A 25,399-nucleotide genomic window follows, 5' to 3' on the forward strand; every position below is an offset into this window, starting at 1 on the left:
GTCCGGTGATCACTGTACGAACCGGTGCTCCGGGCGCAGCGACGTGTCGCCGGGAGGACGTACGGTGCCGGACGTGGCCGATCTCTTCTCGACCGAGCCCCTGGAGGCGGGGGCGCCCGGGGACGCGCAGCGCCCGTCCGTGCTGGCGGGTGCCCCGCTGGCCGTGCGCATGCGACCGCGCTCGATCGACGAGGTCGTCGGCCAGCAGCACCTGCTCGGCCCCGGCTCACCGCTGCGGCGACTGGCCTCCGACGGCGACCTGGGCCGCGCCGGCCCCGCCTCGGTGATCCTGTGGGGACCGCCCGGCACCGGCAAGACCACGCTGGCCACCGTCCTGGCCGCCTCGGGGGGCCGCAAGTTCACCGAGCTGTCCGCCGTCACGGCCGGGGTCAAGGACGTCCGCAAGGTCATGGAGGAGGCGCGCGACCAGCGCGACCTGTACCGGCGGCAGACGGTCCTGTTCCTCGACGAGATCCACCGCTTCACCAAGGCCCAGCAGGACGCCCTGCTGCCGGGGGTGGAGAACCGCTGGGTCGTGCTGGTCGCCGCGACCACGGAGAACCCGAACTTCTCCGTCGTCACCCCGCTGCTGTCCCGCTCGCTGCTGCTGACCCTGCAACCGCTGACGGCCGAGGACGTGCGCGGGCTGGTGCTGCGGGCCGTGGCCGACCCCCGCGGGCTGGCCGGGGAGGTCCGCGTCGCCGACGACGCCCTCGAGCACCTGGTCCGCGTCGCCGACGGGGACGCCCGCCGGGCGCTGACCGCGCTGGAGGCGGCCGCGGGCACGGCCCTGGACGCCTCGCCGGACGACCCGGTCATCACGCTGGCCGAGGCCGAGCGGGCCCTGGACCGCGCGGCCGTGCGCTACGACCGGCAGGGCGACCAGCACTACGACGTCGCCAGCGCCTTCATCAAGTCGATGCGCGGCTCCGACGTCGACGCCGCCCTGCACTACCTGGCCCGGATGATCGAGGCGGGCGAGGACCCCCGCTTCATCGCCCGCCGCATCGTCATCGCCGCCAGCGAGGACGTCGGGATGGCCGACCCCTCGGCGCTGCAGACGGCCGTCGCCGCGATGCACGCCGTCGCCCAGATCGGCATGCCCGAGGCGCGGATCATCCTGGCCCAGGCCGTCGTGCACAACGCCACGGCGCCGAAGTCGAACGCGGCCTACAACGGCATCAACGCCGCCATCGCCGACGTCCGCGCCGGTCTGGGCGGCGCGGTGCCCGCGCACCTGCGCGACGCGCACTACTCCGGCGCGAAACGGCTGGGCCACGGCAAGGGGTACGTCTACACGCACGACGTCCCGGCCGGGGTGGCCGAGCAGCAGTACGCCCCGGACGCGTTGGTGGGCAAGGACTACTACGTCCCCACCGACCGGGGTTTCGAGGCCGCCGTGCGCGAACGGCTGGCCCGGTTGCGCAAGATCGTCAGGGGGCGTTGATGGGGCTGTTCAGCCGGGTGCTGTCCACGGTCGTGCGTGAACTGGAACGGCAGACGGCCGCGCCGCGCCGCGTCCCACCGACCCCCGAGGCCGCACGGCCCCGGCCGCGACCACGCCGGGGAGGCGGAGCCGGCGACTTCACCGGCCGCCGCGTCGTGCTCGAGTACGCCCCGCGCCAGGACGGCCGGCCCGACCCCGGCGAGGTCGTCTGGGCGTGGGTTCCCTACGAGGAGGACGACGGCCGCGGCAAGGACCGTCCCGTCCTGGTCGCGGGCCGCGCCGGCTCCCAGCTGATCGGCTTCATGATGACCAGCAAGGACCACGACACGCGCAGGGACGGCAGGGCGCGGGACGACGGCCGGGTCTGGGTCGACGTGGGCACGGGCGCATGGGACCGCCAGGGCCGGCCCAGCGAGGTGCGGGTGGACCGGATCCTGACCGTCTCCCCGAAGGACGTGCGCCGTGAGGGCGCCGTGCTGGGGCGCGAACGGTTCGAGGAGGTCGCCCGCGAGGCCCGCCGGGTCCTCGGCTGGTGACTGCCCGCCGCTGACTACTCCCGCCGGCGGGGCCCCCGCCCGCGGGGCTGCTCCGGCTGCGGCCGGTTGCGCGTCTCCTCCTCCAGCGGCGGGATCGCGAGCACGACCGGGTTGTCCCGGTCGACGGTGAACTCCTGCCCGTGGTGGTGGGTCTGGACCGGGCCGCCCTCCACGACGGCGTAGTGCGCCTCGTCCTGCGTGACCGAGACCTCCAGGCACGACCCGCGGTGCCGGGTGCGGAACCGCAGACCCCGCAACCCCTCCGGCAACCGGGGGGTGAAGCAGAGCTGCCCGTCGGCGTCGCGCATCCCGCCGTAGCCGGCCACCAGCGCCAGCCACGCCCCCGCCAGGGAGGCGATGTGCAGCCCGTCGGCCGTCTTGCCGCGCAGGTCGTGCAGGTCCACGAACGCCGCCTCGTGGGCGTAGTCGGCGGCCAGCGACAGGTGACCCACCTCGGCCGCCAGGACGGCCTGCACGGCCGCGGACAAGGAGGAGTCCCGGACCGTGAGGGGCTCGTAGTACTCGAACGCGTTCCGCTTCTCCTCCAGCGTGAACGCCTCGGGCCGCAGGTACATCGCCAGCACCAGGTCGGCCTGCTTGACCACCTGCCGCCGGTACAGGCTGAAGTACGGGAAGTGGTCGGCCAGCGGGTACTGGTCGTCCGCCGTGCCCTCGAAGTCCCACGTCTTGCGCTGCGTGGAGCCCTCGTCCTGGGCGTGCACCCCGGTCTCGGGATCGCGCGGGACGTGGACGGCGTCGGCCAGCCGTGCGAAGTCGGCCAGCTCGTCGTCGGTGACGCCCAGAGCCTGCGCCTGCTCGGGGAACCGCCCGGCCAGGTCGATCGCCGCGCGCAGGTTCGCCTGCGCCATGAGGTTCGTGTACGCGTTGTCGTCCACCAGCGCGCTGTACTCGTCCGGGCCGGTGACCCCGTCGACGTGGAACCGGCCCTGGGAGTCCTCCCGGCCCAGCACCACCCACGACCGCGCGGTCTCCACGACCAGGTCGACGATCGCCTCGCGGGCCAGGTCGTCGTCGCCGGTGCACTGCAGGTACCGCACCGCGGCGTCGGCGATGTCGGCGTTGAGGTGCACCGCGGCCGTGCCCGCCGGCCAGTACCCCGAACTCTCCCGGCCCGTGATGGTCCGCCACGGGAACGTCGCCCCGGCCAGCCCCAGCTCGCGCGCCCGGTCCCGGGCCGCCGGCAGCATCCGGTGCCGCCAGCGCAGCGCGTCGGCCGCGGCCTCGGGCCAGACGTGGTTGAGCATCGGCATGACGAAGACCTCGGTGTCCCAGAACGTGTGACCGTCGTAGCCGGTCCCCGTCAGCCCCTTGGCCGGGATCCCGCGGTCGGTGCCCTGGGCGGCGGCCTGGAAGACGTGGAACAGCGCGAACCGGACCGCCTGCTGCAGGTCCTCGTCGCCGTCGACGTGCACGTCGGCGTGCGTCCAGAACTCGTCCAGGACCGCCCGCTGCTGCTCGCGCAGCCGGTCCCAGCCCTCGCGCACCCCGTCGGTGAGCAACCCGTCCAGCGCGCCGTCGAGGTCGTCACGTTCCACCTGCGGCGCCCAGCCCAGGGCGACGACCTTCGTGACCCGCAGCACATCGCCCGGGCCCAGCCGCACCGACGAGGTCGTCACGACCCGGTCGGCGCTCGCGGACGTGCGGACCTCGGTCTCGGCCGGGCCGACGACGTCGTGCGCGGCGTGCACCGAGACCGCCAGCGCGCTGCCGTCGGTGCGCTGGCGCAGCACCCCGCCGCGGTGGCGGGCCGTGGTGCGCGTCTCGTGCAGCTGCTCGCTGGCCACCAGGGCCGAGCGCACCTCGACGTCGACGGCCCCCTTGTCGTCCGAACCGTCGTTGCGCACGGTGTAGTCGACGGCGAACAGGCCCGGCCGGTCCAGCGGCACCAGCCGCTCGGAGTCGACGACCACGGAGTGACCGGCGGGGGAGGTCCAGCGCACGTGCCGCTGCAGCGTGCCGCTGCGCAGGTCCAAGACGCGCTGGTGGTCGGTCAGCTCGCCGGTGCGCACGTCGAAGCGCTCGCCGGCCACGAACAACTCGATCCGGGTCGCGTCGGGCACCTCGACGAGCCGCTCCTGCACCTTCGGGTAGCCGTAGCTGTACTCGGGGTAGGACAGCGGCCAGATCTCGTACGCCCCCGACAGGTAGCTGCCCGGCGCCCCGGCGGGCACGCCCTCGTCGAGGCAACCGCGCACGCCCGTGCGGCCGTTGGACAGCGCGAACAGCGACTCGGCCTGCTCCAGGCGCGACAGGTCCAGCGAGCCCTCGCGCACCGCCCAGGCGTGCGGCTCGGCGAGGTCGCTGGTCGCGTCGCTGGACGGGTCGTGCGGCATCGGGTGGTCCTCCACGGGTGTCGGGGCGGCTGGTGAGGTCATCCGAGCAGGCGCCGCGGCCTCCCGCACGTCCAGCGTGTGTGGAGCGGTTGGACACGATCGGGCGTGTGGACCGTGACGAACCGCTCCACGCTCAGCGTTCAACGCGCCAGGTCCGGGGGAGGTGCCTGTCCTCGAGACCGCGCGTGCGTGCCTGCTGGAGGCGGAACACCGTGCGGCGCACGAAGCGGGGCCGCAGGTCGAGGCCCGTGAAGCGGCACACGGTCAACCGGTGTCGTTCCAGACCCTCCTGCCGGACGTTGTCGACGGTCGTCGTCTCCTGCTCCAGGTGGTCGCGCCCATCGAACTCGGCGACGACGGCGGCCTCTCCGTCCAGGAGGTCCGGCGTTCCGAGGTGGTGACCGTCGAGGTCGACGACCCGCTCGTCGACGAGCGGATCGGGAAGGCCCGCCTCTTCGACCCACAGCCAGCGCAACCGGGTCTCCTGGCGGGAGCGGACACCCGGCCGCGCTCTGGACGCCGCCTCGCGCACCTCACGCGCTCCGCGGAGCCGAGGTCGGGTGTCGAGGTGGGCGCACACCTGGGCTGGAGTCGCCACGCCCTCGGCCCAGAGGGCGTCGAGGGCGACCACCCTCTCGTGCGGCTGAGGGTGGAGCCGGGCCAGGTCCGCGCCGGTCCGGGCGCGGGAGGCCGCGCCGTGCAGGTGTGCCGCCGCCCACCGTCCGACCGCACCGCCGACCGGCAGCAGCAGCGAGGCTTCCAGGACCCGCTGGCGCGGGGTGCGGGGCAGTGCCGCGGCCACGTGGATCCCGCGGTGCGGGGACCGGTACGCGCTGCTGCGCAACTGCCCGCCCGAGACGCCGATCCCGAGGATCTGCGGCCGGGTCAGGGCGGTGTTCACGAGGGCGTCGGGTACCGGTCCGGGGCGTGCCACGAGGCGCACCCTGCCCCGGAAGAGCCTTGCCCGTTCGAGGGCTGTGGACGACGAGCTCGTGTGGAGCGGTTCGTCACGACCTGTGGCTCGGATCGTGTCGAAGTGCTCCACACCACCGCGTCGCGGCGGGCGGGTAGGGTCGAGGGCTGTACATCCCTGGCAACACCACAGCAGGAGGCATTCCCGATGCAGACGGCAGAGATCCGTCGCCGGTGGCTCGACTTCTTCGAGCGCAAGGGACACACGGTCGTCCCCAGCGCCTCGCTGATCTCGACCGACCCCAGCCTCATGTTCACCGTCGCCGGGATGGTCCCCTTCATCCCCTACCTGACCGCCCAGGTGCCCTCGCCGTACAAGCGGGCCACCAGCGTGCAGAAGTGCCTGCGGACCCTCGACATCGAGGAGGTCGGCAAGACCACCCGGCACGGCACGTTCTTCCAGATGAACGGCAACTTCTCCTTCGGCGACTACTTCAAGCGCGAGGCCATCGCCTTCGCCTGGGAGCTGCTGACGACGCCGGAGGACGCCGGCGGCCTCGGCTTCGACCCGAACCGGCTGTGGACCACCGTCTACCTCGACGACGACGAGGCGTACCAGCTGTGGCAGGAGATCGGCATGCCCGCCGAGCGCATCCAGCGCCGCGGCAAGGCCGACAACTACTGGAACACCGGCCAGCCCGGCCCCGGCGGCCCGTGCTCGGAGATCTACTTCGACCGCGGCCCCGAGTACGGCGCCGAGGGTGGCCCGGAGGCCGACGAGGACCGCTACATCGAGATCTGGAACCTCGTCTTCATGCAGTACCAGCTCTCCGCGGTGCGCTCGAAGACCGACTTCGACGTCGAGGGCGAGCTGCCCGCGAAGAACATCGACACCGGCATGGGCCTGGAGCGCGTGGCGTTCCTCAAGCAGGGCGTCGACAACATGTACGAGATCGACGAGGTCCGGCCCGTCCTGGACTACGCGGCGCTCGCGGCCGAGAAGGAGTACGGCGCGAACCACGACGACGACGTGCGCCTGCGCGTCGTGGCCGACCACGTCCGCAGCGCCCTGATGCTCATCGGCGACGGCGTCACCCCGGGCAACGAGGGGGCGGGCTACGTCCTGCGCCGCCTCATCCGCCGTGCGGTCCGCGCGATGCGGCTGCTGGGGTACGAGGACGAGGCGCTGCCGATCCTGCTGCCGGCCTCCATGGAGGTCATGAGCGCCTCCTACCCGAACCTGCGCACCGACTTCGAGCGCATCTCGCGCGTGGCCTACGCCGAGGAGGACGCCTTCCGGCGCACCCTCGTCTCCGGCACCACGATCTTCGAGACCGCTGTGGCGCAGGCGAAGTCCGCCGGCGCGACGACCCTGTCGGGGGAGCGGGCGTTCGCGCTGCACGACACCTACGGCTTCCCGATCGACCTGACCCTGGAGATGGCGGCCGAGGCCGGCGTCACCGTCGACGAGGCCGGGTTCCGCACGCTGATGGCCGAGCAGGTGGGCCGGGCCAAGGCCGACGCGAAGGCGAAGAAGACCGGCGGGGTGGACCTGGCGATCTACCGCTCGACGCTGGAGTCGCTGTCCGCTCCCGTCGTCTTCACCGGCTACGAGGTCGCCTCGGGCGAGGCGCGCGTCTCGGTCGTGCTGCAGGGCGGGGTCTCCACGCCGTCGGCGCCCGCCGGCACCGACGTCGAGGTCGTCCTGGACCGCACGCCGTTCTACGCCGAGGGCGGTGGCCAGCTCGCCGACCACGGCACCCTCACCACCAGCTCCGGCGCGGTCGTCACCGTCACCGACGTGCAGCAGCCCGTGCGCGGTCTGTACGTGCACAAGGGCACCGTCACCAGCGGTGAGCTCGTCGCGGGCGACGCCGTGCACGCCGTCGTCGACGCGGGCCGTCGCCGCTCGGTCAGCCGCGCGCACACCGCGACCCACCTGGTCCACCAGGTCGTGCGCGAGCACCTCGGTGACACCGCCACCCAGGCCGGGTCGGAGAACGCGCCGGGCCGGTTGCGCTTCGACTACTCCTCCACGACCCAGGTCGGCGCCTCCGTCGTGCGCGACATCGAGGCCGTCGTCAACGAGCGCATCGCCGACGACCTGCAGGTCTCCGCCGCGATCATGGACCGCGAGTCGGCGCTGAACTCCGGCGCGATGGCGCTGTTCGGCGAGAAGTACGGCGACCGCGTGCGGGTCGTCTCGATCGGGGAGAACTGGTCCAAGGAGCTGTGCGGTGGCACGCACACCCTGACCTCCCAGCAGGTCGGGCTCGTCTCGATCCTGTCCGAGAGCTCCATCGGCTCCGGGGCACGCCGCATCGAGGCCCTCGTCGGCGCCGACGCGTTCGACTTCCTGACCCGCGAGCACCTGCTGGTCAACCAGCTCACCGACGTCGTCAAGGCGCGTCCGGAGGAGCTGCCCGACCGCATCGGCTCGCTCATGACGCGGCTGCGCGACGCGGAGAAGGAGATCGCCAAGCTGCGCGCCGGGCAGGTCCTGGCGCTGGCCCCGACGATCGCGGCCAACCCCGTCGACAAGTTCGGCGTCCTGGTCGTCACCCACGACGCCGGCGCCGCCAGCGCCGACGACGTGCGCACCCTCGTCCTGGACGTGCGCTCCCGCCTGGGGGAGGAGCGGCCCACCGTGGTCGCGATCTCCGGTGTCGCCAAGGACCGGCCTGTCGTCGTGGTGGCCACCAACGCCGAGGCGCGCCGCTGGGGCGTCAAGGCCGGCGAGCTCGTGCGCACCGCCGCGCAGACCCTCGGCGGTGGCGGCGGCGGCAAGGACGACCTGGCCCAGGGCGGCGGTCAGGACGCGACGAAGGTCGGTGCGGCGCTGCAGGGCATCGAGGACTTCGTCGGTGGCCGCGTCACCGGTTCGGTGTGATCTTCCGGTGAGACCTGGGGTCCGACTCGCCGTCGACGTCGGCAGCGTCCGGGTGGGGCTGGCCGCGTGCGACCCTGACGGCGTGATCGCCTCACCCGTGCGGACGCTCGTCCGCGATCTCGACCACGACGCCGACGTCGCCGAGATCGCCGACGAGGCCCGCGGGCGCTCCGCCGTCGAGATCGTCGTGGGTCTGCCCCTGTCGCTGGACGGATCCGAGGGCCCGGCGGCCTTGCGTGCGCTCGACTACGCGGCCAAGATCGTGCAATCCGTGCCGGGCGTGCCCGTCCGGCTCGTCGACGAACGCCTGAGCACCGTCGACGCGCACCGGGCACTGCACGCCGCGGGCAAGAAGGAGAAGCAGTTCCGCTCGGTCGTCGACCAGGCCGCCGCCGTGGTGCTGCTGCAGTCGGCGCTGGACGCCGAGCGTGCAGGTCACGCACCCGGACGGGTGATGGAGCAACCGAAGGGGCGTCGCAAAGCCCGTCACCGCGGGCAGGGTGAGCGCCAGGCGGCAGCGGGTGGACAGGCACGTCCCGACGCCACGGAGGGCAGGGGCTGATGATGGACCTGATGGATCTTCCCGACACACGCTCGAAGGACTCCCGGCGCCGCCGCCGGATCAAGCAGCGCCGCGCCCTGGTGGCGATCGTCGTGGCGCTGGCCGTCCTCGGCGGCGGGACCTGGGCCGCCTGGGGAACCCTCGGGCCCGTCGTGGCCCGGATCACCGAGAGCGACGACTGGGAGGGACAGGGGACCGGCACGGTCGACGTGAAGGTCTCCGCCGGCGACAGCGGCCGGGCCATCGCCCGCACCCTCGTCGACGCCGGCGTCGTCAAGACCCAGAGCGCCTTCGTCTCCGCCGCCAACGCCCAGCCCGACATGGCCGGCATCCAGCCGGGCACCTACCGGCTCAAGGAGCACATGTCGGGGGCCGCGGCCGTCGCCCTCATGCTCGACCCCGCCGCCAAGGTCACCACGAAGCTGACGGTGCCCGAAGGGCTGACGGCCGCGCAGGTGGTGGCCCTGGTCGAGAAGCAGACCGGCATCTCCGCCGACGACCTCAACGCCGCGCTGGCGAACCCGGCCGCGCTGGGCCTGCCCGCCGCCGCGAACGGCAACCCCGAGGGCTTCCTGTTCCCCGCCACCTACGACGTCGACCCCGACGAGACCGCCGTCGAGCTGCTCACCGCCATGGTGACGCAGACGAACACCGTCCTCGGGCAGCTGGGCGTGACGCCGGAGCAGGTGCGCGACGTCGTCATCAAGGCGAGCATCGCGCAGAAGGAGGCCCGCTCGGCCGAGGACATGACCAAGGTGGTCCGCGTCCTGGACAACCGGCTGGCCGACGGGATGAACCTGCAGCTGGACTCGACCGTCAGCTACGGCGTCGGCTCGACCAACAGCGTCACCACCACGCCCGAGCAGCGGGCCGCCGACAACGGGTACAACACCTACCTGCACCCGGGCCTGCCGGCCGGGCCGATCAGCAACCCCGGTGAGGACGCGCTGCGGGCCGCGCTGCAGCCCGCTGAGGGGACGTGGCTGTTCTTCGTCACCGTGGACCTGGCGACGGGGGAGACCCGCTTCGCCACCACCGGCGCCGAGCACGACGCCAACGTCAAGCTGTTCCAGCAGTACCTGAGGGACCACCCGGAGCAGCAGTGAGAGCAGCCGTCTGCGGGTACCCCATCCAGCACTCCCTGTCGCCGGCGCTGCACCGCGCCGCGTACGAGGCGCTCGGGCTGGACGGCTGGAGCTACGACCTGCTCGAGGTCGACGAGGAGCGGTTGCCCGCCGTCGTCTCCGCGCTGGACTCGCAGTGGGCAGGGCTCAGCCTGACGATGCCGCTGAAGCAGGCGATCGTGCCGCTGGTGGACGAGGTCAGCGACTTCGCCCGCGCCGTCGGATCGGTGAACACCGTCGTCGTCACGCCGCGGCTGGACCGCAGGAACACCCCCGGCCGGCGCGGGGTGCGCCTGCGCGCCGAGAACACCGACGTCATCGGCCTCGTGACGGCGCTGGCCGAGGCCGGCGCCTCCCGCATCTCCCGCGGCGTCGTGCTGGGCGGGGGAGCGACCGCCCGCTCGGCCGTCGTGGCGCTGCTGCAGGCCGGCTGCGCCCGGCCCGTCGCCGTGGTGCGCTCGCCGGACCGGGCCACGGAGCTGGCGGGGGTGGCGGCCCGGCTCGGCGGTGAGGTGGAGATCCGCGACTGGTCCGAACTACCCGTCGCCCTGACCGCCGACGTCGTCATCTCCACCGTGCCGATCGGCGGGTCCGAGGCCATGACCGACGCCGTGCTGGGAGCGTTCCGGCCCACCTGGTGGCCGCTGCTGCTCGACGTCGTCTACGCGCCCTGGCCCACACCGCTGGCCCAGCGCTGGGGCGGGCCGATCGTCAACGGGTTCGAGATGCTGCTGCACCAGGCCGTGGCGCAGGTGGAGCTGATGACCGGGCGCACCGGGCCGGTGGAGGCCATGCGGGCCGCGGGGCTGGCGGCACTGGCGGAGCGGGCGCGGGCCTGACTGCGCCCCGGGACACCCATCGGTGTCACCACGTGGAGTGAGCCGTGGGTGTGCCGAGGTGGTCGCCCGGAGGACCGTTCCGGGACACCCGTCGGCGCACCGACGGATCGCCCGGTCCGGTCAGCTCGCCCTCGTCGCCGACCCGAGGTCGACGACGAAGGTGACGTCGGGTTCGGTGTCCACGTTGCCCAGGTCGCTGCTGTCCTCGCCGTCCTGCGCCTCCAGGGCCGTCAGCCGCGTGGCCCCCGCACCCCACGCCCCACCGCGCGGGAACGCCTGCCAGTCCTGCACCGAGGCACCCGGGGCGACCTGCTGGGCGTCGGGGTCGTCGCGGGTGCAGTGCGAGCTGCTGCCCGCCGCGCCCGCACCCGAGACCTCCACCGAGGCGCTCTGCCAGCGCTCCAGCTCCACCGGCCCGGGACAGGCCCACTCCAGCGTCTGCTCGGAGGTGTTGGTCCAGGTCAGGTTCACCCGGACCTCCTGCTCGCCGACCTCGGCCGTGGTCGCGGTGATCTCCCACTGCTCGTCCGGGCGCTGCGTCAGCTCGTCGCCGGTGAGCTGGTAGGTGCCGACGTCGGGCAGGTTGCGCGCCGCCTCCTCCACCGCGCGGCTGTCACGGGCCGAGCCGACGAGCAGGGTGGCGATGTAGACCAGGACACCGACCGCGCCGATGCCGACCACGGCGGCGACCCAGCCGAGCCAGCGGCCCTGGGTGTTCTGCGGGGTGTTCGGGGCGGTGGCGGGGTCGGTCACCCGGACACTGTGCCCCCCGTGCCCGGGCGAGGTCCGGCCGGGGGGTGACCACCCGAACGGTCCAAGGTCTTGATCGTCCGTCTCAAGGGGCCCGTGGGCGCGGCCGATGTGCACAGGAGAGCGTCGGCAGTGGGCCGGTCGCTGCGACGTGCCGTGGGTCGTGCTGGGTGGGGAGCGAGATGGACAACGCTGGTCAGGGCGGACAGCCCGTGGAGGCCTACGTCCCGATGAACATGCGCTCCGGCGCGGACGGTCTGCCCTCCGCGCGGCCGAACATCAGCGCGCTGCTGAAGCAGCTCGAGAGCGACCAGGCGGAGATCGCGGCGTCGACGCCCGCGCCTGCCGTCGCGCAGGCGGTGCAGCTGGCCCCGGAGGCGCCGCGGCACTCCAGCGTTCCTGTCGCGCCGGCCCCTGTGGCCGTGCCCGTGCCCGTCGCCGCGCCGGTCGTGGCCCAGCTCGCTCCCGACCATGAGGAGCGCACCTTCGACGCCCTCGTCACCTCCGGCGGCGATCCCGACAGCGCTCCCACGGTGCGCGTCAACGACGTCCTCATCCGCGGGCTGGAACTCGGCGCGTCCGACGTCCACCTCACCTCCGGCGCCCACCCCACCGGCCGCATCTCCGGCGAGATGACGGCGATGGACGAGTTCCCGAAGATGACCTCGAACGCGCTGCAGGAGGCGATCTACGCGATCCTCACGCAGAAGCAGCGCGAGGTCTTCGAGGCGAACCTCGAACTCGACTTCGCCTACCAGGTGCCGGGCCATTCGCGCTTCCGCGTGAACGTCTACCGCCAGCGGGAGTCGATCGGTGCCGCCTTCCGGCGCATCCCCTTCGAGATCAAGCCCCTGGAGGACCTCGGCGTCCCGCCGGTCGTGGGTTCCTTCGCGAGCCTGCAGCGGGGTTTCGTGCTGGTGACCGGGCCGACCGGTTCGGGCAAGTCGACGACGCTCGCCTCGATCGTCGACCTCGCCAACCGCACCCGCAAGGACCACATCATGACGGTCGAGGACCCCATCGAGTTCCTCCACCGCCACAAGAGCTGCATCGTCAACCAGCGCGAGGTCGGCGAGGACACCAAGAGCTTCGCCAACGCCCTCAAGCACGTCCTTCGCCAGGACCCCGACATCATCCTCGTCGGCGAGATGCGCGACCTGGAGACCATCTCCGTCGCCCTGACCGCCGCGGAGACCGGTCACCTCGTGTTCGGCACCCTGCACACCCAGAGCGCCGCCTCGACGATCGACCGCGTCATCGACGTGTTCCCGCCCCACCAGCAGACCCAGATCCGCGTCCAGCTCGCCGGCGCCATCCAGGGCGTCGTCTGCCAGACGCTGTGCAAACGCGCCGACGGCCGCGGCCGCGTCGTGGCGACCGAGGTCATGGTCGCCACACCGGCGATCCGCAACCTCATCCGTGAGGGCAAGACGCACCAGATCGGCTCGGCCATGCAGGCCGGCGCCCAGTTCGGCATGCACACCCTCGACCAGCACCTGGCCGAGCTCGTGCGCACCCGTCAGATCACGTTCGAACACGGCCTGGAGAAGTGCTCCGCCGCCGACGAGTTCCGTCGCCTGACCGGGCGCTGAGGAAGGACCTTCCATGGCCACGATGACCAAGGTGCCGGCGAAACCGGTTGCGCGCCAACAGCAGTCGACGTTCGAGTACTCGGCGCGGGACCGCTCCGGCAACCTCGTCAAGGGCACCCTCGAGGCGAACGACACCCAGGCCGTCGCCCAGCGCCTGATCTCCCAGGGCCTGGCCCCGGTCTCCATCACGGAGTCCAAGGCCGGCAAGGGCATGCAGATGGAGATCAACCTCCCCGGGTCGAACCGGGTGAAGTTGAAGGACCTCGCGTTGATGTCCCGCCAGTTCGCGACGATGGTGTCGTCCGGTCTGTCGCTGCTGAAGGCCCTGTCGATCCTGGCCGAGCAGACCGAGAGCAAGAAGCTCGCGGCCACGCTGCAGGAGGTGCGTGCCGAGGTCGAAAGCGGCACCTCGCTGTCGACGGCGCTCACCCGGCACACCGACGTCTTCCCGCCGCTGATGATCAACATGATCCGCGCGGGTGAGGTCGGCGGTTTCCTCGACCAGGTGCTCGTGCAGCTCGCGGAGAACTTCGAGTCCGAGGTCAAGCTGCGCGCCAAGGTGAAGTCGGCGATGACCTATCCGGTCGTCGTCTTCGTCATCGCCATCCTCGCCGTTGCCGGCATGCTGCTGTTCATCGTGCCGATCTTCGCCACGATGTTCTCGGACATGGGTGGCGAGCTGCCCCTGCCCACCAAGATCCTCGTGGCCCTGTCCCACGGCTTGCGCTTCGCCGGGCCTGGCATCCTCGTGCTCGCCATCGTGCTGCCGATCGTCTGGCGCAAGGTGAAGAACAAGGATGGGGTGCGCAACGTCGTCGACCCGCTGAAGCTCAAGCTGCCGATCTTCGGTCTGCTCGCGCAGAAGATCGCACTGTCCCGCTTCACGCGCAACCTCGGCACCATGCTGCGCTCGGGTGTGCCGATCCTGCAGAGCCTGGAGATCGTCGGCAACGCCTCGGGCAACGTCGTGATCGAGCGCGCCTCGAAGGACGTCATGGAGAGCGTGCGCGGCGGCAAGTCGCTGGCTGCGCCGCTGGCCGAGCACTCGGTCTTCCCCGCGATGGTGGTGCAGATGATGAGCGTCGGGGAGGACACCGGTGCGCTCGACTCGATGCTGCACAAGATCTCCGACTTCTACGACCAGGAGGTCGAGGCGACCACCGAGGCGCTGACCAGCCTCATCGAGCCCCTGATGATCGCCTTCCTCGGCGGCATCATCGGCGCGATGATCGTTGCGATGTACATGCCGATCTTCGGCGTGTTCGACCTCATCCAATGACGGCGCTGCGGCGCCGGCCGGGGGACGAGGGCTTCACCCTCGTGGAGCTGCTCGTCGTGATGATCATCATCGGAATCCTGGCGGCCATCGCGATCCCCATCGCCTTCCGGCAGCGGGAGAAGGCCGTCGAAGCTGGGCTGAAGACCGACCTCCGCGCGGTCGCCGAGGCGCAGGAAACCTACTACACCGACCACGAGGAGTACCTCGCTGTCTCCCCGACGCCCGATCCCGTCGTCATCGACTCAATCCACCTGTCGACGGGCAACAGCGTTGCGGTGACGCTGAACGCCGACGAGACCGCCTTCTGCGTCCTGGTCAGCAACCCGCGCAGTCCGCGGCCTTGGATCTACGTCAGCAGCAAGGGTGGACAGCAGTCGACGTCCGTCACCGCCTGCCCGGCGTCCTTCTGAGGGCAGTGAACGGCCCGTGAGCACCGGTGCTCACGGGCCGTTCGCGTTGGCGGGACCGAACGTTGATCCACCCGGGTGACCCCGTGACGAAGGTGCTCAAGCCGTCCGCTTTCCGGCCCGATGAACCAAGTGTCAAGAGCCGCCACACCGGAACAGCCGGTGCGCGCCCCGCGAGCGGCTCCGGATCTCACCGAAGGGGAGCACTCGAATGCTCGCTCGCATCCGCAAGTCCATGCAGGAGAAGGACCAGGGCTTCACCCTGATCGAGCTCCTCGTCGTCATGATCATCATCGGCATCCTCGCCGCCATCGCGATCCCGGTCTTCCTCAACCAGCGCAAGAAGGCCGTCGACTCGTCCATCAAGTCGGACCTGAAGACGATCGCCACCGCGCAGGAGACCTACTACACCGACAAGGGCGAGTACCTGGACGTGGCCGCCAACAGCTCCGGCACGTTGACCATCGGCGACACCGTCAAGGTCACCTCCGGGAACACCTACACCGTCACCAAGGTGACCGGTGGCTACTGCATCGTCGGCAACTCGGTTGACACCGGCAAGGCCAGCCACGCCTGGGTCTACAACAGCACCAAGGGCGGCCAGCAGGACGCCAGCACCACCACCTGCGCCTGACAGCGCTCCGCAGAGGTGGGTGCTCCCCGTGGACCACTCCACGGGGAGCACCCACCTCTGCCCGTTCTAGCCGCCGGCGTCCACGACGCTCACCGCACCGGGAGTTCAGTTGAAACACCAGCAGGGACTTCGTCGCGATGAGGGCTTCTCCCTCATCGAGGTCGTCGTGTCGATGCTGATCTTCGCCGTTCTCTCGTCGGCGGTGGTCGGCCTCGTGGTCAAGACGCTCCAGACCTCAACCAAGGCCGACAACAAGAACGCCGCTGCCAACTTGGCGGACGCCAAGAAGGAGTACTTCGTCGGGGCGGCCTGGGACGACGTCGTCTCCGACACCGACACCGTCGACGCGGACGGAACGCCGTGGACGTCGGCCGCCCAGGGCGTGGCCTACACCGTGAAGTCGACTGTCGCGCTGGTTCCGAACACCGAGAGCGCCTGCACGACCAACGGTGCCGAGCTGACCCGCAAGCTCGTCACCGTCGACGTGACGTGGCCCGGGATGACGAGCGACGACCGGGTCACCAACCAGACGTTCCGGCGCATCTACCAGGCCGACGCGGCCAAGATCCCCGGCGCCGCCGCCTGGCAGTTGAACGTCCCGAGCTTCAGCAGCAGCGGTGCGGTGACCTGGGGCGGCCTGGGCGGGATCGCCGTCAGTGCCTACGACAGCAACGGTTCGCTGGCGGCTAGTGCCGTGACCGACCGCACCGGCTGCGCGGTCGTGTCCGACCTGCCGGCCGGCGGCTACTCGCTCGTCGTGAACACGCCCCAGCACCTCGGGCAGAACAACCAGCAGAGGCAGACGGCCGCCGTCACCGTCCAGGCCGGCAAGATCTCCGTCCCCGAGGCGCTGCGCTACGCCCCGTCCTCCTCGGCCAAGCTCAAGCTGGTGACCGTCTCGGGCTACAACGCCCCGACTAATCCCTGGACCGACCAGTCGGCCACGTTCTTCGCCGACACCGTCGGTGGGTACCAGACCCGCACCACCTGCGCCGGAACCGTCGACCCCCTGTACACGGCGTGCCTCGGCACCGACGGAACCGTCGGGCGTCTGTTCCCCACGGCCTACAGCGGCTACCTCGGGAGCTGCGCGGACACCAAGGCCACGACCAGCGACTTCGTCCCGCGCTGGATCGCTCTGGACGTGCCCACCGTCGCCGTGAACCTCGGCGCGCTGCAGTACAAGGTGGTCCCTGCCCTGAGCACCGGTGTGTGGACCGTCACCGCCACCCACGCCTCGGGACCGTCGTGCACGGGGCAGACGATCGCCCTGGGGACCACGGCATCGGGTGCTGTGAACCGGGTCGGTCTCCCGCAGGGTGAGTGGACGATCACGGCCACCTCGCCGGCCGGCGCCAAGGCGACGGCCACGGTGACCGTGACGACGACCGCGCCGTCGTCGCCGGCGTTGCTGGTGACGCTGTGATGCGGGGAATCGTCGCGGCCGTGCGCCGCCGTGCCGTCGGTGGGCGGGACGCCGGCCTGACCCTCGTCGAGATGGTTGTGTCGATGGGCGTGGGAGCCCTGCTGCTGGCGCTCGTCACCGGATTCACGGTGCGCCAGGTGCGGACCATCGACTACGCCGAGAAGCGGAACACGGCCTCGTCCCAGATGGCCACCGCCCAGGACGCGATCGCGCAGCAGACGCGGACCATGGTCGCCTCGCTCAAGCTCTCGCCCCTGTCGGACGCCAGCGGGAACCGGATCAACGGGCCGGTCGTCGCCACGGCCGACACGCTCGGCTTCTACTCCTACCTGACCAGCTCGACGGCGTCCGCGACCGCGCTCCCGCCCGTCCAGGAGGTCTGGCTCTGGGTCGGTACGTCCGCGGACGGCTCCCGCCAGCTGTGCTCGCAGACACGTGCCCGCACCCGCTCGGCGAGCGACACGAGCCGGTTGACGACGGCCTCGCCGGACCTGAGCCAGGTGGGCAACCGCACCTGCCGGGTGCTGGTGCAGAACCTCGCGACGGTCAGCAGCAGCAACCCGGTCTTCCGGTACGTCACTGAGGCGTACGACCCGCTGAGCGGCGTTCCGACGAGCACCGTCCTCGTCGCCAGTCCCGCGACCGATTCGTCGACTCTGCGGGGCGTCCACGTGACTCTGCGAGTGGACGCCGGCACGGGCACGCACCCCGTCGTCCTGGAGAAGGCCCAACTCGTCCAGTTGCTGAACAAGATCGGGAAGAGCTCATGATGCGCAGGCTGGTCCGCCGGTCCGACGAGGGTTTCACCATGCTCCCTGTGCTGGCCGCGATGGTCCTGGTCATGGGACTGGTCCTGGTCGGCATCGGGTACGCCGTCGCGGCGCACCGGACCGCCCGTGTCTCGCAGGACACGAAGGGAGCGGCGGCGGCCGCTCAGGCGGGTCTGCAGGACTACATCTACCGGGTCAACAACTGCGCCGATTACTACGCCACCGCGCCGAGCTGCGGCACCGTGACGGCGAACACCGCCCTGCGCACGTCGGCGAGCCAGACGAACGTGGCAGTGGTTCCCGGGTCCACGGGCGTCGACCAAGCCGTCTACTCGCAGCGGGTCCTGGCCTCGCCGGCCGGCTCCACGACGGCCGGGACGTTCAGCACCTCCATCCGCCTCGAGGTCATCGGGCAGATCCGCAACGCGAACACCGGCGCCGTGCGCGAGACGCGCACGCTCGTGGCTGATCTCACCCGGGACGGCTTCCTGGAGTACCTCTACTTCACGGACTACGAGACGTTCAGCCCAGCGAACACCCGCCTGTTCAAGGGTGAGTTCTCGGTGAAGATGGGCGGCGCGTCCTCGGTGACCGACTACAAGACCGGGGTCGCCTACGGGCTGGCCAAGGGCGTGACCTACACCGTCGTGCAGCCCACGCTCGAGCAGGTCACGGCGGGGTGCGAGCGCTATTACTACGCCACCAAGGACGGCAGCACCACCGTCCCCGGACGGAAGAGCTTCCCGCGGACCATCAAGGGGGGCTCGCTGCCGGCCGCGGGAGTCCAGTACTGGCCGGGTGCGTCGGTGTCCACCCCGGCGATCGGGGACATCGACGACTACCAGTGCCTCACGATCAACTTCAGCGGTACCGACACCTTCGACGGCAAGGTCCACTCGAACGACGCGATGAGCCTCAGCGGTCCCGTGCTGTTCAAGAAGGACGTCACCACCGGGTGGAAGGTCGCGTCCGGCAGCAACGCCTGGTACGGCTCGAGCAACCCGAGCAACGCCGGACAGAAGCCGCAGTACGCCGGTAAGCTCGCCATGCCGAAGACGACGGACAAGCAGCAGGAGATCGCCGCGGCCAAGGGCTGCGTGTACACCGGCCCGACGCAGATCACGTTCCTGTCCAGCGGGAAGATGAAGGTCCTCAGCCCGAGGACCAAGGGGTCCACGGTGAACAAGGGCTGCGCCAACGTCACCGGCAACACGTACATGGCGGACGAGCAGGTCGTGGACGGACCCGAGAACGGCGTCATCTACGTGCAGAAGACCACCGAGTCCGGCAGTTGCCTGAGCTGGCAGACGAAGGCGAACGACGACACGGTCTACGACAACGGCGGATGCACCGCCGGGGACGCGTTCGTGCAGGGCAACGTCAAGGGCCGCTTCACCGTGGCCGCCCAGCACGACGTCGTCGTCACCGGCAACGTCCTGTACACCGACTGGAGCGCTGACGGTTCCGTCCTGGGCCTGATCGGGACCAACAACGTCGCCGTCTGGCACCCGGTGAGCGGAAACTCCAACCTCGTCTCCCCGGCCAACCTCGAGATCGACGCGGCCATCGCCTCGACCGGCAACAGCTTCACGGTGTTCAACTACGGCAAGGGGGCGAAGATGGGGACGCTGACGGTCAAGGGCGTCATCGTCCAGCGCTACCGCGGCCCGGTGGCTACCGGCAGCGGATCGACCACCTCCTCGGGGTACTCCAAGGACTACCGGTACGACGACCGGTTGAACAGCAACCCGCCGCCGGCGTTCATCCAGCCGGAGTTCGACGCGTGGGACATCGACACGACGACGATCGTCCAGCGGTAGAGCCGGTGACTGGAATCCTCGCCGTCCTGTCCGGTGTGCTGGGCTTGGCCATCGGCTCGTTCCTCAACGTGGTCGTGCACCGCGTCCCCCGGGGCGAGTCGGTGGTCAACCCGCCGAGCGCCTGCCCGCGCTGCGAACTGCGCATCAGCCCGCGAGACAACGTGCCCCTGGTCTCCTGGGTCCTCTTGCGTGGCCGGTGCCGGGGGTGCGCGTTGCCGATCAGCGTCCGCTACCCCCTGATCGAACTTCTGACGGCCGCCTTGTTCGTCACCGTGACCCTCGTCGTCGGTGCCTCGTGGGCGTTGCCGGCCTACCTCTACCTGACGGCCATCGCGGTGGCGCTGGCCGCCATCGACATCGACGTCAAGCGTCTCCCGGACCCCATCGTCCTGCCCTCGTACCCCGTCGCCCTCGTGCTGCTGGCCATGGCCAGCCTGGGCGCCGGCGACTGGTCAGCGCTGCTTCGGGCAGTGATCGGCGGGGTGGCGCTGTTCGCGCTGTACTTCCTGCTCGTCCTGATCAAACCGGGAGCCATGGGCCTGGGCGATGTGAAGCTCGCCGGAGTTCTCGGGATGTACCTCGGCTGGTGGGGATGGTCCGCGCTGGCCGTCGGTGCCTTCGGGGCGTTCCTGCTCGGGGGGATCGGTGGCCTGGTGCTCGTGCTGGGCCGTGGCGCCGGGCGTCGCACCCGGATCCCCTTCGGTCCGTACATGCTCGCGGCCGCGCTGGCCTCCCTCGTCGTGGCGGCGCCGATCGCCGGTTGGTACTTGAACCTCCTGGGCATTGCCCCGACCGGGTGAGCCAGGCTCCCCGGGGTACCGGAAACGTCTCAAGCACCCGGTACCGCATTCCGATCACCACAGAGAACGTGAGCCCGCCGGGCTCCCAGACGAAGGAGGCGACGTGCCCGCTCGCAGCGCGATCGGTCTCGACATCGGGACCTCGGGCGTCCGCGCCGCCGAGGTCTCCTACGGCCGTGGGGGCATGACCCTGGAGAAGTTCGGCCAGGTCGCTCTCCCTGAGGGGGCCGTCCGCGACGGCGAGGTCGTCGACCGCGAGGCGGTCGTCAGCCAGCTCAAGGCCCTGTGGAAGGGTAGCGGATTCGCGGGCAAGAAGGTCGCCCTCGGCGTCGCCAACCAGCGCGTCGTGGTCCGGCAGATCGACCTGCCGTGGATGCCGCTGGCCGAGCTCAAGGCCTCGCTGCCGCTGCAGGTGCAGGACTACCTGCCCATGCCGGTCGACGAGTGCGTCATCGACTTCCACCCGACCGAGGAACTTCAGGACGCAGACGGTCGCCGGCTGCGCGGCCTGCTCGTCGCCGCCTCCCGCGAGATGGTCGTGAACAACGTCGCCGCGGTCGAGGCCGCCGGCCTGCGTGTCACCTCGGTGGATCTGACCTCCTTCGCCGTCCTGCGCAGCGTCGGGAAACCGCACGGCGAAGCCGCCACCGAGGCGCTGGTCGACATCGGCGCGCGGGTCTCCAACCTCGTCATCCACTCCGCCGGCCAGCCGCGGTTCGTCCGCGTCCTGCTCTCGGGCGGTCAGGACGTCACCGACGCCATCGCCGAACGCCTCGGACTGCCCTCGCCGCTGGCCGAAGCCGTCAAACGTGGTGCGGTCGATGACCTCACGCCGAACGATCTGTCGCTCGTGCAGAGCGCCGTCGACCTCATGCTCGAGGTCTTCGTGGACGACATCCGCAGCTCGCTCGACTACTACGCGGCCTCCAACGCCGGGTTCCCGATCGAGCGGATCGTCATCTCCGGCGGCGGTTCCCTGCTGGCCGGGGTGCGCGAGCGCCTCGAGTCGGTCACCCGCAAGCCCGTCGTGTGGGCCAACCCGATCGAAGGGCTGCACCTGGGCCGCACCGGCCTCGACGAGCAGCAACTGTCCACCGTCCAGCCTCTGGCCGCGGTCCCCGTCGGCCTCGCCCTCGGAGTGATCTCATGAGTTTCCAGACGCTGGAGGCGGTGGCGTCGCGGACCCGGGTAGTCCGGGTCAACCTGCTGCCCACCGGTTTCGACCAGGCGCGCAAGGACCGCAACCTGCGCGTCGGCCTGGGAGTGGCGCTGCTCGCCGTCGTGGCTGCGGCCGGTGGCGGGTACGCCATCACGCTCGGGCACGTGAGCGATGCCGACGCGCAGCTCGCGGCGGCACAGCAGGAGACGGTCCGGCTGCAGGAGGCGCAGAAGCCCTACGCGGAAGTTCCGCAGATCCTTGCTCAGGTCGAGGCCGCCGAGGACGTGCGCAACCAGGTCTCCGCCTCCGACGTGCCCTACTACGCCTACCTCGACCGGCTCGCGACCTCGGCGCCGGCGGACCTGACGTACTCCACGGTCACCTTCGCCTCCGCGGGCTCCTCGATCGCCTCGGACTCCGGAACGGCGACGTCCGGTGTCGGGACCCTGAGCGTCACCGGGCAGACCCTGGCCATGGACACCGTGGCGGCGTGGATGGACAACGTCGTCACCGTCCAGGGTCTGACCGATGCGACCGTCAGCGACGCCACCCGCGACGACAAGGGCGTCGTGACCTTCAACGCCACCGCGACGCTTTCCAGCGACGCGCTGACGGCCAACCAGTGACCGACGAGACGAAAGGAGGGCCGACGACATGACCAGCTCCAAGAACACCCTGTGGATCGCCGGCACCGGCGTTCTCGCGGTGCTGATCGTGGTGGCCAGCTACTTCCTGCTCATCGCCCCCAAGCGGGCCCAAGCCGCCGACACGCTCACAACCGCGGCGGGGGTCGAGCAGAGCAACGCCACCCTGGCCGCGGAGACCGAACGGCTCAAGGCGCAGTTCGCGACGATCGACGAGCAGCGCGCCCACTTCGAGGAGATCAAGGCCGAACTCCCCGACGGTTCCCAGATCCCCGCCCTCATCCGGCAGTTCACGACGTTCGCCACCGGCGCCGGTGTCACCGTGACCGACATCGCTCCCGGCGCGCTGACCGAGTACGTCTCGTCGACGTCCGCGGCGACCGCGACCGACATGACGGCCACGGACCCGACAGCCGAGGACACCACCGCAGCGACTTCCGCGGTCGCGAGCGGAATCTCCTACCTCCCGGTGAGCGTCACCGTGGAAGGTTCGTTCGCCGGGGCCGAGCTGTTCGTCAAGAACCTGCAGGCGGACATGCAGCGCTACCTGCTCGTCGACAGCGTCAGCCTGGTCCGTGAGGACACCTCGGTGGCCACGACGATCACCGGCAACATCTTCGTCCTCGCGGACGCGACCGCCGACCCCGCGGATGCACCTGCCACCTCCTCCGCCACGACCGCTGCCAGCGCGGCGTCGACCTCCACCGGGACGGTGAACTGATGTCTGAGCAGATTCCGCAGGGCGACTTCTCCCCGGGGTTCGACGACCCGGCGCCGAGCCGCGGGCTGGACGGTCGCGCTCTGCGCGCCCTGGTGGCCGGTGCCGCCGGCATCACCGTCCTGGGTGCCTTCACCGGCGGCTACCTGTGGCTCAGCAGCAGCCCCAGCGCTGACGCCGCCAGCGCCGTGGCACCGGGCGTCTCGCCGGGATCCGTCCCGACAGGAACCGCGACCGGTTCCGCGGGCAGCTTCGCCTTCGGTGGCAAGGACATCTTCGACGACTCGTTCCTGCCCGCGGACACCGTCGATGGTGCCGTGAGCGCGGGTGACGGCACGTCCTCGGGCACGACGGGCGCGTCGACGACGACGGCGACGGGAACGACGAAGTCCGGTTCAACCGGTTCGACGAGCGGCGGGTCCACCGTCTCCACCGGGACCACCGGCGGCGCGGTCACCACGTCGGCCCCGACGGGGACTTCCAGCACGGCGCCGTCCCCGAGTTCCACCGGCTCAACGCCGACACCGTCCCGGTCGACGGCGGCTCCGTGGCAGAAGGGCAGCGTCAAGTTCCTCGAAATCCTGAAGGACACCTCGATCGGCTCCTTCCTGCTGGCCGCCGACGGCCTGAACCCGGTGTCGGCCACCCTCGCCGACGGCTCACTCCTTCCCTCCACCTCGACGGTCTACCGCCCGCAGGGCAAGGAGGCCGAACGTCCGATGGACGAGGACGAGATCGAGCAGTGCAAGGCCGACAAGCGCGATCTGGTCGGTGACGCCCTGGACAAGCTGATCAGCGACACCAAGGACTGCACCATCACCTACGACTTCGTCTACCAGGCGGTGCTCGTGCCCAGCAAGGAAACCCGCCTGGTCAAGGGCGAGGAGGCCTCCGGCTGGGTTCTGCAGAGCAAGACGCAGTTGCCCGACGCCTCACTCGGCAAGGTGAGCGGAACGGTGCGCTGGCTCGCCACCCGGGGGGAGACCGTCCTCGTCCAGGTGGGCAACGCGCCGGGGCAGTGGGTGGAGAAGGGGGACTCCGTGGAAGGCAGCCCGCTCACCTTCGTCGACCTCGGCCTCGACTCGATCGGTCGTGATGACGTCGCGGTCTTCAGCGACGGCACCAGCCAGTACTTCACCGTTCTCGGCGGCGGCGAGGGTTCCGGCGTCAGCTTCTGACCCCGGTCCCTTCCGCACCACCCCACCACCTCGGAGCTCACCATGATTCGCAAGCCCCACGCCGCCGGCAGGCGCGCCGCGGCCGCGATCGTCCTCGCCGGCCTGGTCGGTGGAACGGTCGCGGGCGCCGCTGAGGCCTCTCCTGTGCGGTTTCACGCCGCTTACGGGGTCGACCGGTACATGACGTCGGCGATCGCGGACAGCGACCCGACCGACACAGCCTTCCTCGTCACCGGTGAGAACTACCCCGATGGTCTGACCGCCGGCGCCACCGCCGGTGCGGTGTTTGGCAACGTCTACCTCGTCCAGAAGGACTCAATCCCGCAGTCGGTCCGCGAACGACTCGTCTACGCCCAGCAGATCGTCGTCGTCGGCAGCGAGGCGTCCATCAGCGCCGACGTCATGACCTGGTTGCAGCAGAACACCAGGGCGCACCTGTCGCGCATCAAGGGCGAAGACCGCTTCGAGACGGCGGCGAACCTGTCCAAGGCGTGGTACCCGCTGGTCGACGCGAGCACCGGGAACGACCTGCCGGTGAGCAACGTCGTCATCGCGACCGGCTGGAACTACCCCGACGCGCTGGCCGGCAGCGCGGCCGCAGCCCACGAAACCTCGCCGCTGCTGCTGGTGGACCGCGACCAGATCCCCGCCTCGGTTGTGGCGGAACTGCAGCGCCTGCAGCCGCAGAACATCACCGTCGTCGGTGGCACCGAGCGGGTCTCCGATACCGTCCTGGCCCAGTTGCAGACCTTCACCAGTGGAACGGTCGCCCGCGTCGCCGGTTCCGACCGGTACCAGACGGCGGACCGCATCAGCGCGCACTTCTTCGATGCCGCTGCCCACGTCACCGTCGTGTCGGGGGAGACGTACGCGGACGCCCTGGCGGCCGGGGCGCGGGCGGGGCGCCTGCAGGGACCTCTACTGCTGACTGCGCGGACGTGCGTCACCGAGGGCACCAACCTCGAGATCGAGCGGTTGCAGGAGACGGTGGAGGAGTCGGCCGCCAGCCTGGAGTCCTTCGGCTACACGACCCGCATCAGCGAGGCCGCCAACAAGCGCACCAACTGCCAGCCGGTGGGCACGGCCCCCAAGACCTACTTCGACGAGCTCGCCTACGTCGAGGGCAGCGCGCGCTACCGCTACGACCACGCCACGATCGGCGGCCGGTTCTACCCGCGCTCGACCGCGTTCGACACCGACCCGCGGTACGAGGTGCCGGACACGGAGTACCCCAACGCCGACTACGGCACCTGGACCCTCGGGACGAAGTACTCGCGGTTCACGGCCGCGGCCGGCATCGCCGACGGCAACACCAGTGGGCTCACCTCCATCGTCCGGGTCTACGGCGACGAGAAGCTGCTCGGCGAGGCGACCGTTTCGCGGGGTGTTCCGGCGACCTTCGACCTCGACGTGCGAGGCGTGGACCGGATCAAGGTCACGACGACCAGCACCGGGTCGCAAATCCCGCCGACGGCCGACGAGTCGAACTACGTGTACATCGGCGACGCCGCGGTCAGCTGACCCGCCCGTGCACGTCGCAGGGCCCGCACCACCAGGT

22 protein-coding genes are annotated in these 25,399 nt (G+C 70.8%); 19 read left to right on the forward strand and 3 right to left on the reverse strand.

The genetic code is table 11. The annotated features are described in order from the left end of the window. Positions 1–73 precede the first annotated feature (73 nt). Positions 74–1,447 (forward strand): replication-associated recombination protein A, encoded by a 1,374-nt coding sequence (locus ACRYR2_RS21075; protein ID WP_432564851.1) that lies wholly within the window; start codon positions 74–76, stop codon positions 1,445–1,447. Continuing rightward, positions 1,447–1,983, forward strand: coding sequence for a type II toxin-antitoxin system PemK/MazF family toxin (locus tag ACRYR2_RS21080; RefSeq protein ID WP_432564852.1), 537 nt, complete (start codon positions 1,447–1,449; stop codon positions 1,981–1,983). The genes ACRYR2_RS21075 and ACRYR2_RS21080 overlap by 1 nt, the downstream gene beginning before the upstream one ends. A gap of 14 nt (positions 1,984–1,997) precedes the next feature. Here the strand turns inward: ACRYR2_RS21080 and ACRYR2_RS21085 are convergent, their stop codons facing one another. Together ACRYR2_RS21085 and ACRYR2_RS21090 are read right to left on the reverse strand one after the other, a co-directional pair. Continuing rightward, positions 1,998–4,337, reverse strand: coding sequence for a glycoside hydrolase family 65 protein (locus ACRYR2_RS21085; protein WP_432564853.1), 2,340 nt, complete (start codon positions 4,335–4,337; stop codon positions 1,998–2,000). Between the two features lie 133 nt (positions 4,338–4,470). Continuing rightward, on the reverse strand, positions 4,471–5,271 hold the full coding sequence (locus ACRYR2_RS21090; protein ID WP_432564854.1) for a hypothetical protein: 801 nt from the start codon (positions 5,269–5,271) through the stop codon (positions 4,471–4,473). Positions 5,272–5,457: 186 nt separating this feature from the next. Here ACRYR2_RS21090 and alaS point away from each other — a divergent pair, with 186 nt between their 5' ends. Genes alaS through ACRYR2_RS21110 form a run of 4 tightly spaced genes read left to right on the forward strand, consistent with a single transcriptional unit; the run spans position 5,458 to position 10,664 of the window. After that, entirely contained in the window at positions 5,458–8,139 is a 2,682-nt protein-coding gene (gene alaS / locus ACRYR2_RS21095) for an alanine--tRNA ligase (RefSeq protein ID WP_432564855.1), read from the forward strand. A gap of 7 nt (positions 8,140–8,146) precedes the next feature. Then, positions 8,147–8,701: a Holliday junction resolvase RuvX gene (gene ruvX, locus ACRYR2_RS21100; RefSeq protein WP_432564856.1), complete on the forward strand. Its 555-nt coding sequence runs from the start codon at positions 8,147–8,149 to the stop codon at positions 8,699–8,701. Positions 8,702–8,712: 11 nt separating this feature from the next. Next, positions 8,713–9,807, forward strand: coding sequence for an endolytic transglycosylase MltG (mltG, locus tag ACRYR2_RS21105; RefSeq protein WP_432564857.1), 1,095 nt, complete (start codon positions 8,713–8,715; stop codon positions 9,805–9,807). Continuing rightward, complete coding sequence (locus ACRYR2_RS21110; RefSeq protein ID WP_432564858.1) at positions 9,804–10,664, forward strand: shikimate dehydrogenase; 861 nt, start codon at positions 9,804–9,806, stop codon at positions 10,662–10,664. The genes mltG and ACRYR2_RS21110 overlap by 4 nt, the downstream gene beginning before the upstream one ends. A 120-nt stretch (positions 10,665–10,784) precedes the next feature. Here the strand turns inward: ACRYR2_RS21110 and ACRYR2_RS21115 are convergent, their stop codons facing one another. After that, positions 10,785–11,417 carry a hypothetical protein gene (locus ACRYR2_RS21115; RefSeq protein WP_432564859.1) on the reverse strand — a complete coding sequence of 211 codons (633 nt, stop codon included), beginning with the start codon at positions 11,415–11,417 and terminating at the stop codon, positions 10,785–10,787. Positions 11,418–11,596: 179 nt separating this feature from the next. On the opposite strand from ACRYR2_RS21115, the gene ACRYR2_RS21120 reads away from it, so the two are divergent. The 13 genes from ACRYR2_RS21120 to ACRYR2_RS21180 all read left to right on the forward strand — a co-directional run bounded on the left by ACRYR2_RS21120 (position 11,597) and on the right by ACRYR2_RS21180 (position 25,362). Beyond that, a complete protein-coding gene (locus tag ACRYR2_RS21120; protein ID WP_432564860.1) occupies positions 11,597–13,006 on the forward strand; it encodes a type IV pilus twitching motility protein PilT in 1,410 nt (469 codons plus the stop codon). Between the two features lie 13 nt (positions 13,007–13,019). Continuing rightward, positions 13,020–14,285 (forward strand): type II secretion system F family protein, encoded by a 1,266-nt coding sequence (locus ACRYR2_RS21125; RefSeq protein WP_432564861.1) that lies wholly within the window; start codon positions 13,020–13,022, stop codon positions 14,283–14,285. Next, entirely contained in the window at positions 14,282–14,695 is a 414-nt protein-coding gene (locus tag ACRYR2_RS21130) for a type II secretion system protein (RefSeq protein ID WP_432564862.1), read from the forward strand. The genes ACRYR2_RS21125 and ACRYR2_RS21130 overlap by 4 nt, the downstream gene beginning before the upstream one ends. A 208-nt stretch (positions 14,696–14,903) precedes the next feature. Further along, a complete protein-coding gene (locus ACRYR2_RS21135) occupies positions 14,904–15,326 on the forward strand; it encodes a type IV pilin protein (protein WP_432564863.1) in 423 nt (140 codons plus the stop codon). 109 nt (positions 15,327–15,435) lie between these two features. Beyond that, the gene (locus tag ACRYR2_RS21140; RefSeq protein WP_432564864.1) at positions 15,436–16,752 is read left to right on the forward strand and encodes a type IV pilus modification PilV family protein; all 1,317 of its coding nucleotides are present in this window, start codon (positions 15,436–15,438) and stop codon (positions 16,750–16,752) included. Beyond that, entirely contained in the window at positions 16,752–17,522 is a 771-nt protein-coding gene (locus tag ACRYR2_RS21145; protein WP_432564865.1) for a PulJ/GspJ family protein, read from the forward strand. The genes ACRYR2_RS21140 and ACRYR2_RS21145 overlap by 1 nt, the downstream gene beginning before the upstream one ends. After that, positions 17,522–19,342: a hypothetical protein gene (locus ACRYR2_RS21150; RefSeq protein ID WP_432564866.1), complete on the forward strand. Its 1,821-nt coding sequence runs from the start codon at positions 17,522–17,524 to the stop codon at positions 19,340–19,342. The genes ACRYR2_RS21145 and ACRYR2_RS21150 overlap by 1 nt, the downstream gene beginning before the upstream one ends. Positions 19,343–19,347: 5 nt before the next feature. Further along, a complete protein-coding gene (locus ACRYR2_RS21155) occupies positions 19,348–20,142 on the forward strand; it encodes a prepilin peptidase (protein ID WP_432564867.1) in 795 nt (264 codons plus the stop codon). Positions 20,143–20,245: 103 nt separating this feature from the next. Continuing rightward, on the forward strand, positions 20,246–21,292 hold the full coding sequence (gene pilM / locus ACRYR2_RS21160) for a type IV pilus assembly protein PilM (protein ID WP_432564868.1): 1,047 nt from the start codon (positions 20,246–20,248) through the stop codon (positions 21,290–21,292). Next, positions 21,289–21,927: a hypothetical protein gene (locus ACRYR2_RS21165; RefSeq protein ID WP_432564869.1), complete on the forward strand. Its 639-nt coding sequence runs from the start codon at positions 21,289–21,291 to the stop codon at positions 21,925–21,927. The genes pilM and ACRYR2_RS21165 overlap by 4 nt, the downstream gene beginning before the upstream one ends. A 28-nt stretch (positions 21,928–21,955) precedes the next feature. Beyond that, entirely contained in the window at positions 21,956–22,666 is a 711-nt protein-coding gene (gene pilO / locus ACRYR2_RS21170; RefSeq protein WP_432564870.1) for a type 4a pilus biogenesis protein PilO, read from the forward strand. Beyond that, positions 22,666–23,841 (forward strand): hypothetical protein, encoded by a 1,176-nt coding sequence (locus ACRYR2_RS21175; RefSeq protein WP_432564871.1) that lies wholly within the window; start codon positions 22,666–22,668, stop codon positions 23,839–23,841. The genes pilO and ACRYR2_RS21175 overlap by 1 nt, the downstream gene beginning before the upstream one ends. A gap of 42 nt (positions 23,842–23,883) precedes the next feature. Further along, positions 23,884–25,362, forward strand: coding sequence for a cell wall-binding repeat-containing protein (locus ACRYR2_RS21180; protein WP_432564872.1), 1,479 nt, complete (start codon positions 23,884–23,886; stop codon positions 25,360–25,362). Positions 25,363–25,399 lie beyond the last annotated feature (37 nt).

Origin of the sequence: Kineococcus deserti, from assembly GCF_050871945.1 — a bacterium.
GTDB lineage: Bacteria > Actinomycetota > Actinomycetes > Actinomycetales > Kineococcaceae > Kineococcus.

Bases quoted from the DNA above. Each gene is read 5' to 3' on its own strand.
- ACRYR2_RS21080 (WP_432564852.1), top strand. From the start codon at position 1,447: ATGGGGCTGTTCAGCCGGGTGCTGTCCACGGTCGTGCGTGAACTGGAA.
- ACRYR2_RS21085 (WP_432564853.1), bottom strand. From the start codon at position 4,337: ATGCCGCACGACCCGTCCAGCGACGCGACCAGCGACCTCGCCGAGCCG.
- alaS (WP_432564855.1), top strand. From the start codon at position 5,458: ATGCAGACGGCAGAGATCCGTCGCCGGTGGCTCGACTTCTTCGAGCGC.
- mltG (WP_432564857.1), top strand. From the start codon at position 8,713: ATGGATCTTCCCGACACACGCTCGAAGGACTCCCGGCGCCGCCGCCGG.
- ACRYR2_RS21120 (WP_432564860.1), top strand. From the start codon at position 11,597: ATGGACAACGCTGGTCAGGGCGGACAGCCCGTGGAGGCCTACGTCCCG.
- ACRYR2_RS21125 (WP_432564861.1), top strand. From the start codon at position 13,020: ATGGCCACGATGACCAAGGTGCCGGCGAAACCGGTTGCGCGCCAACAG.
- ACRYR2_RS21130 (WP_432564862.1), top strand. From the start codon at position 14,282: ATGACGGCGCTGCGGCGCCGGCCGGGGGACGAGGGCTTCACCCTCGTG.
- ACRYR2_RS21135 (WP_432564863.1), top strand. From the start codon at position 14,904: ATGCTCGCTCGCATCCGCAAGTCCATGCAGGAGAAGGACCAGGGCTTC.
- ACRYR2_RS21145 (WP_432564865.1), top strand. From the start codon at position 16,752: ATGCGGGGAATCGTCGCGGCCGTGCGCCGCCGTGCCGTCGGTGGGCGG.
- ACRYR2_RS21150 (WP_432564866.1), top strand. From the start codon at position 17,522: ATGCGCAGGCTGGTCCGCCGGTCCGACGAGGGTTTCACCATGCTCCCT.
- ACRYR2_RS21165 (WP_432564869.1), top strand. From the start codon at position 21,289: ATGAGTTTCCAGACGCTGGAGGCGGTGGCGTCGCGGACCCGGGTAGTC.
- pilO (WP_432564870.1), top strand. From the start codon at position 21,956: ATGACCAGCTCCAAGAACACCCTGTGGATCGCCGGCACCGGCGTTCTC.
- ACRYR2_RS21175 (WP_432564871.1), top strand. From the start codon at position 22,666: ATGTCTGAGCAGATTCCGCAGGGCGACTTCTCCCCGGGGTTCGACGAC.
- ACRYR2_RS21180 (WP_432564872.1), top strand. From the start codon at position 23,884: ATGATTCGCAAGCCCCACGCCGCCGGCAGGCGCGCCGCGGCCGCGATC.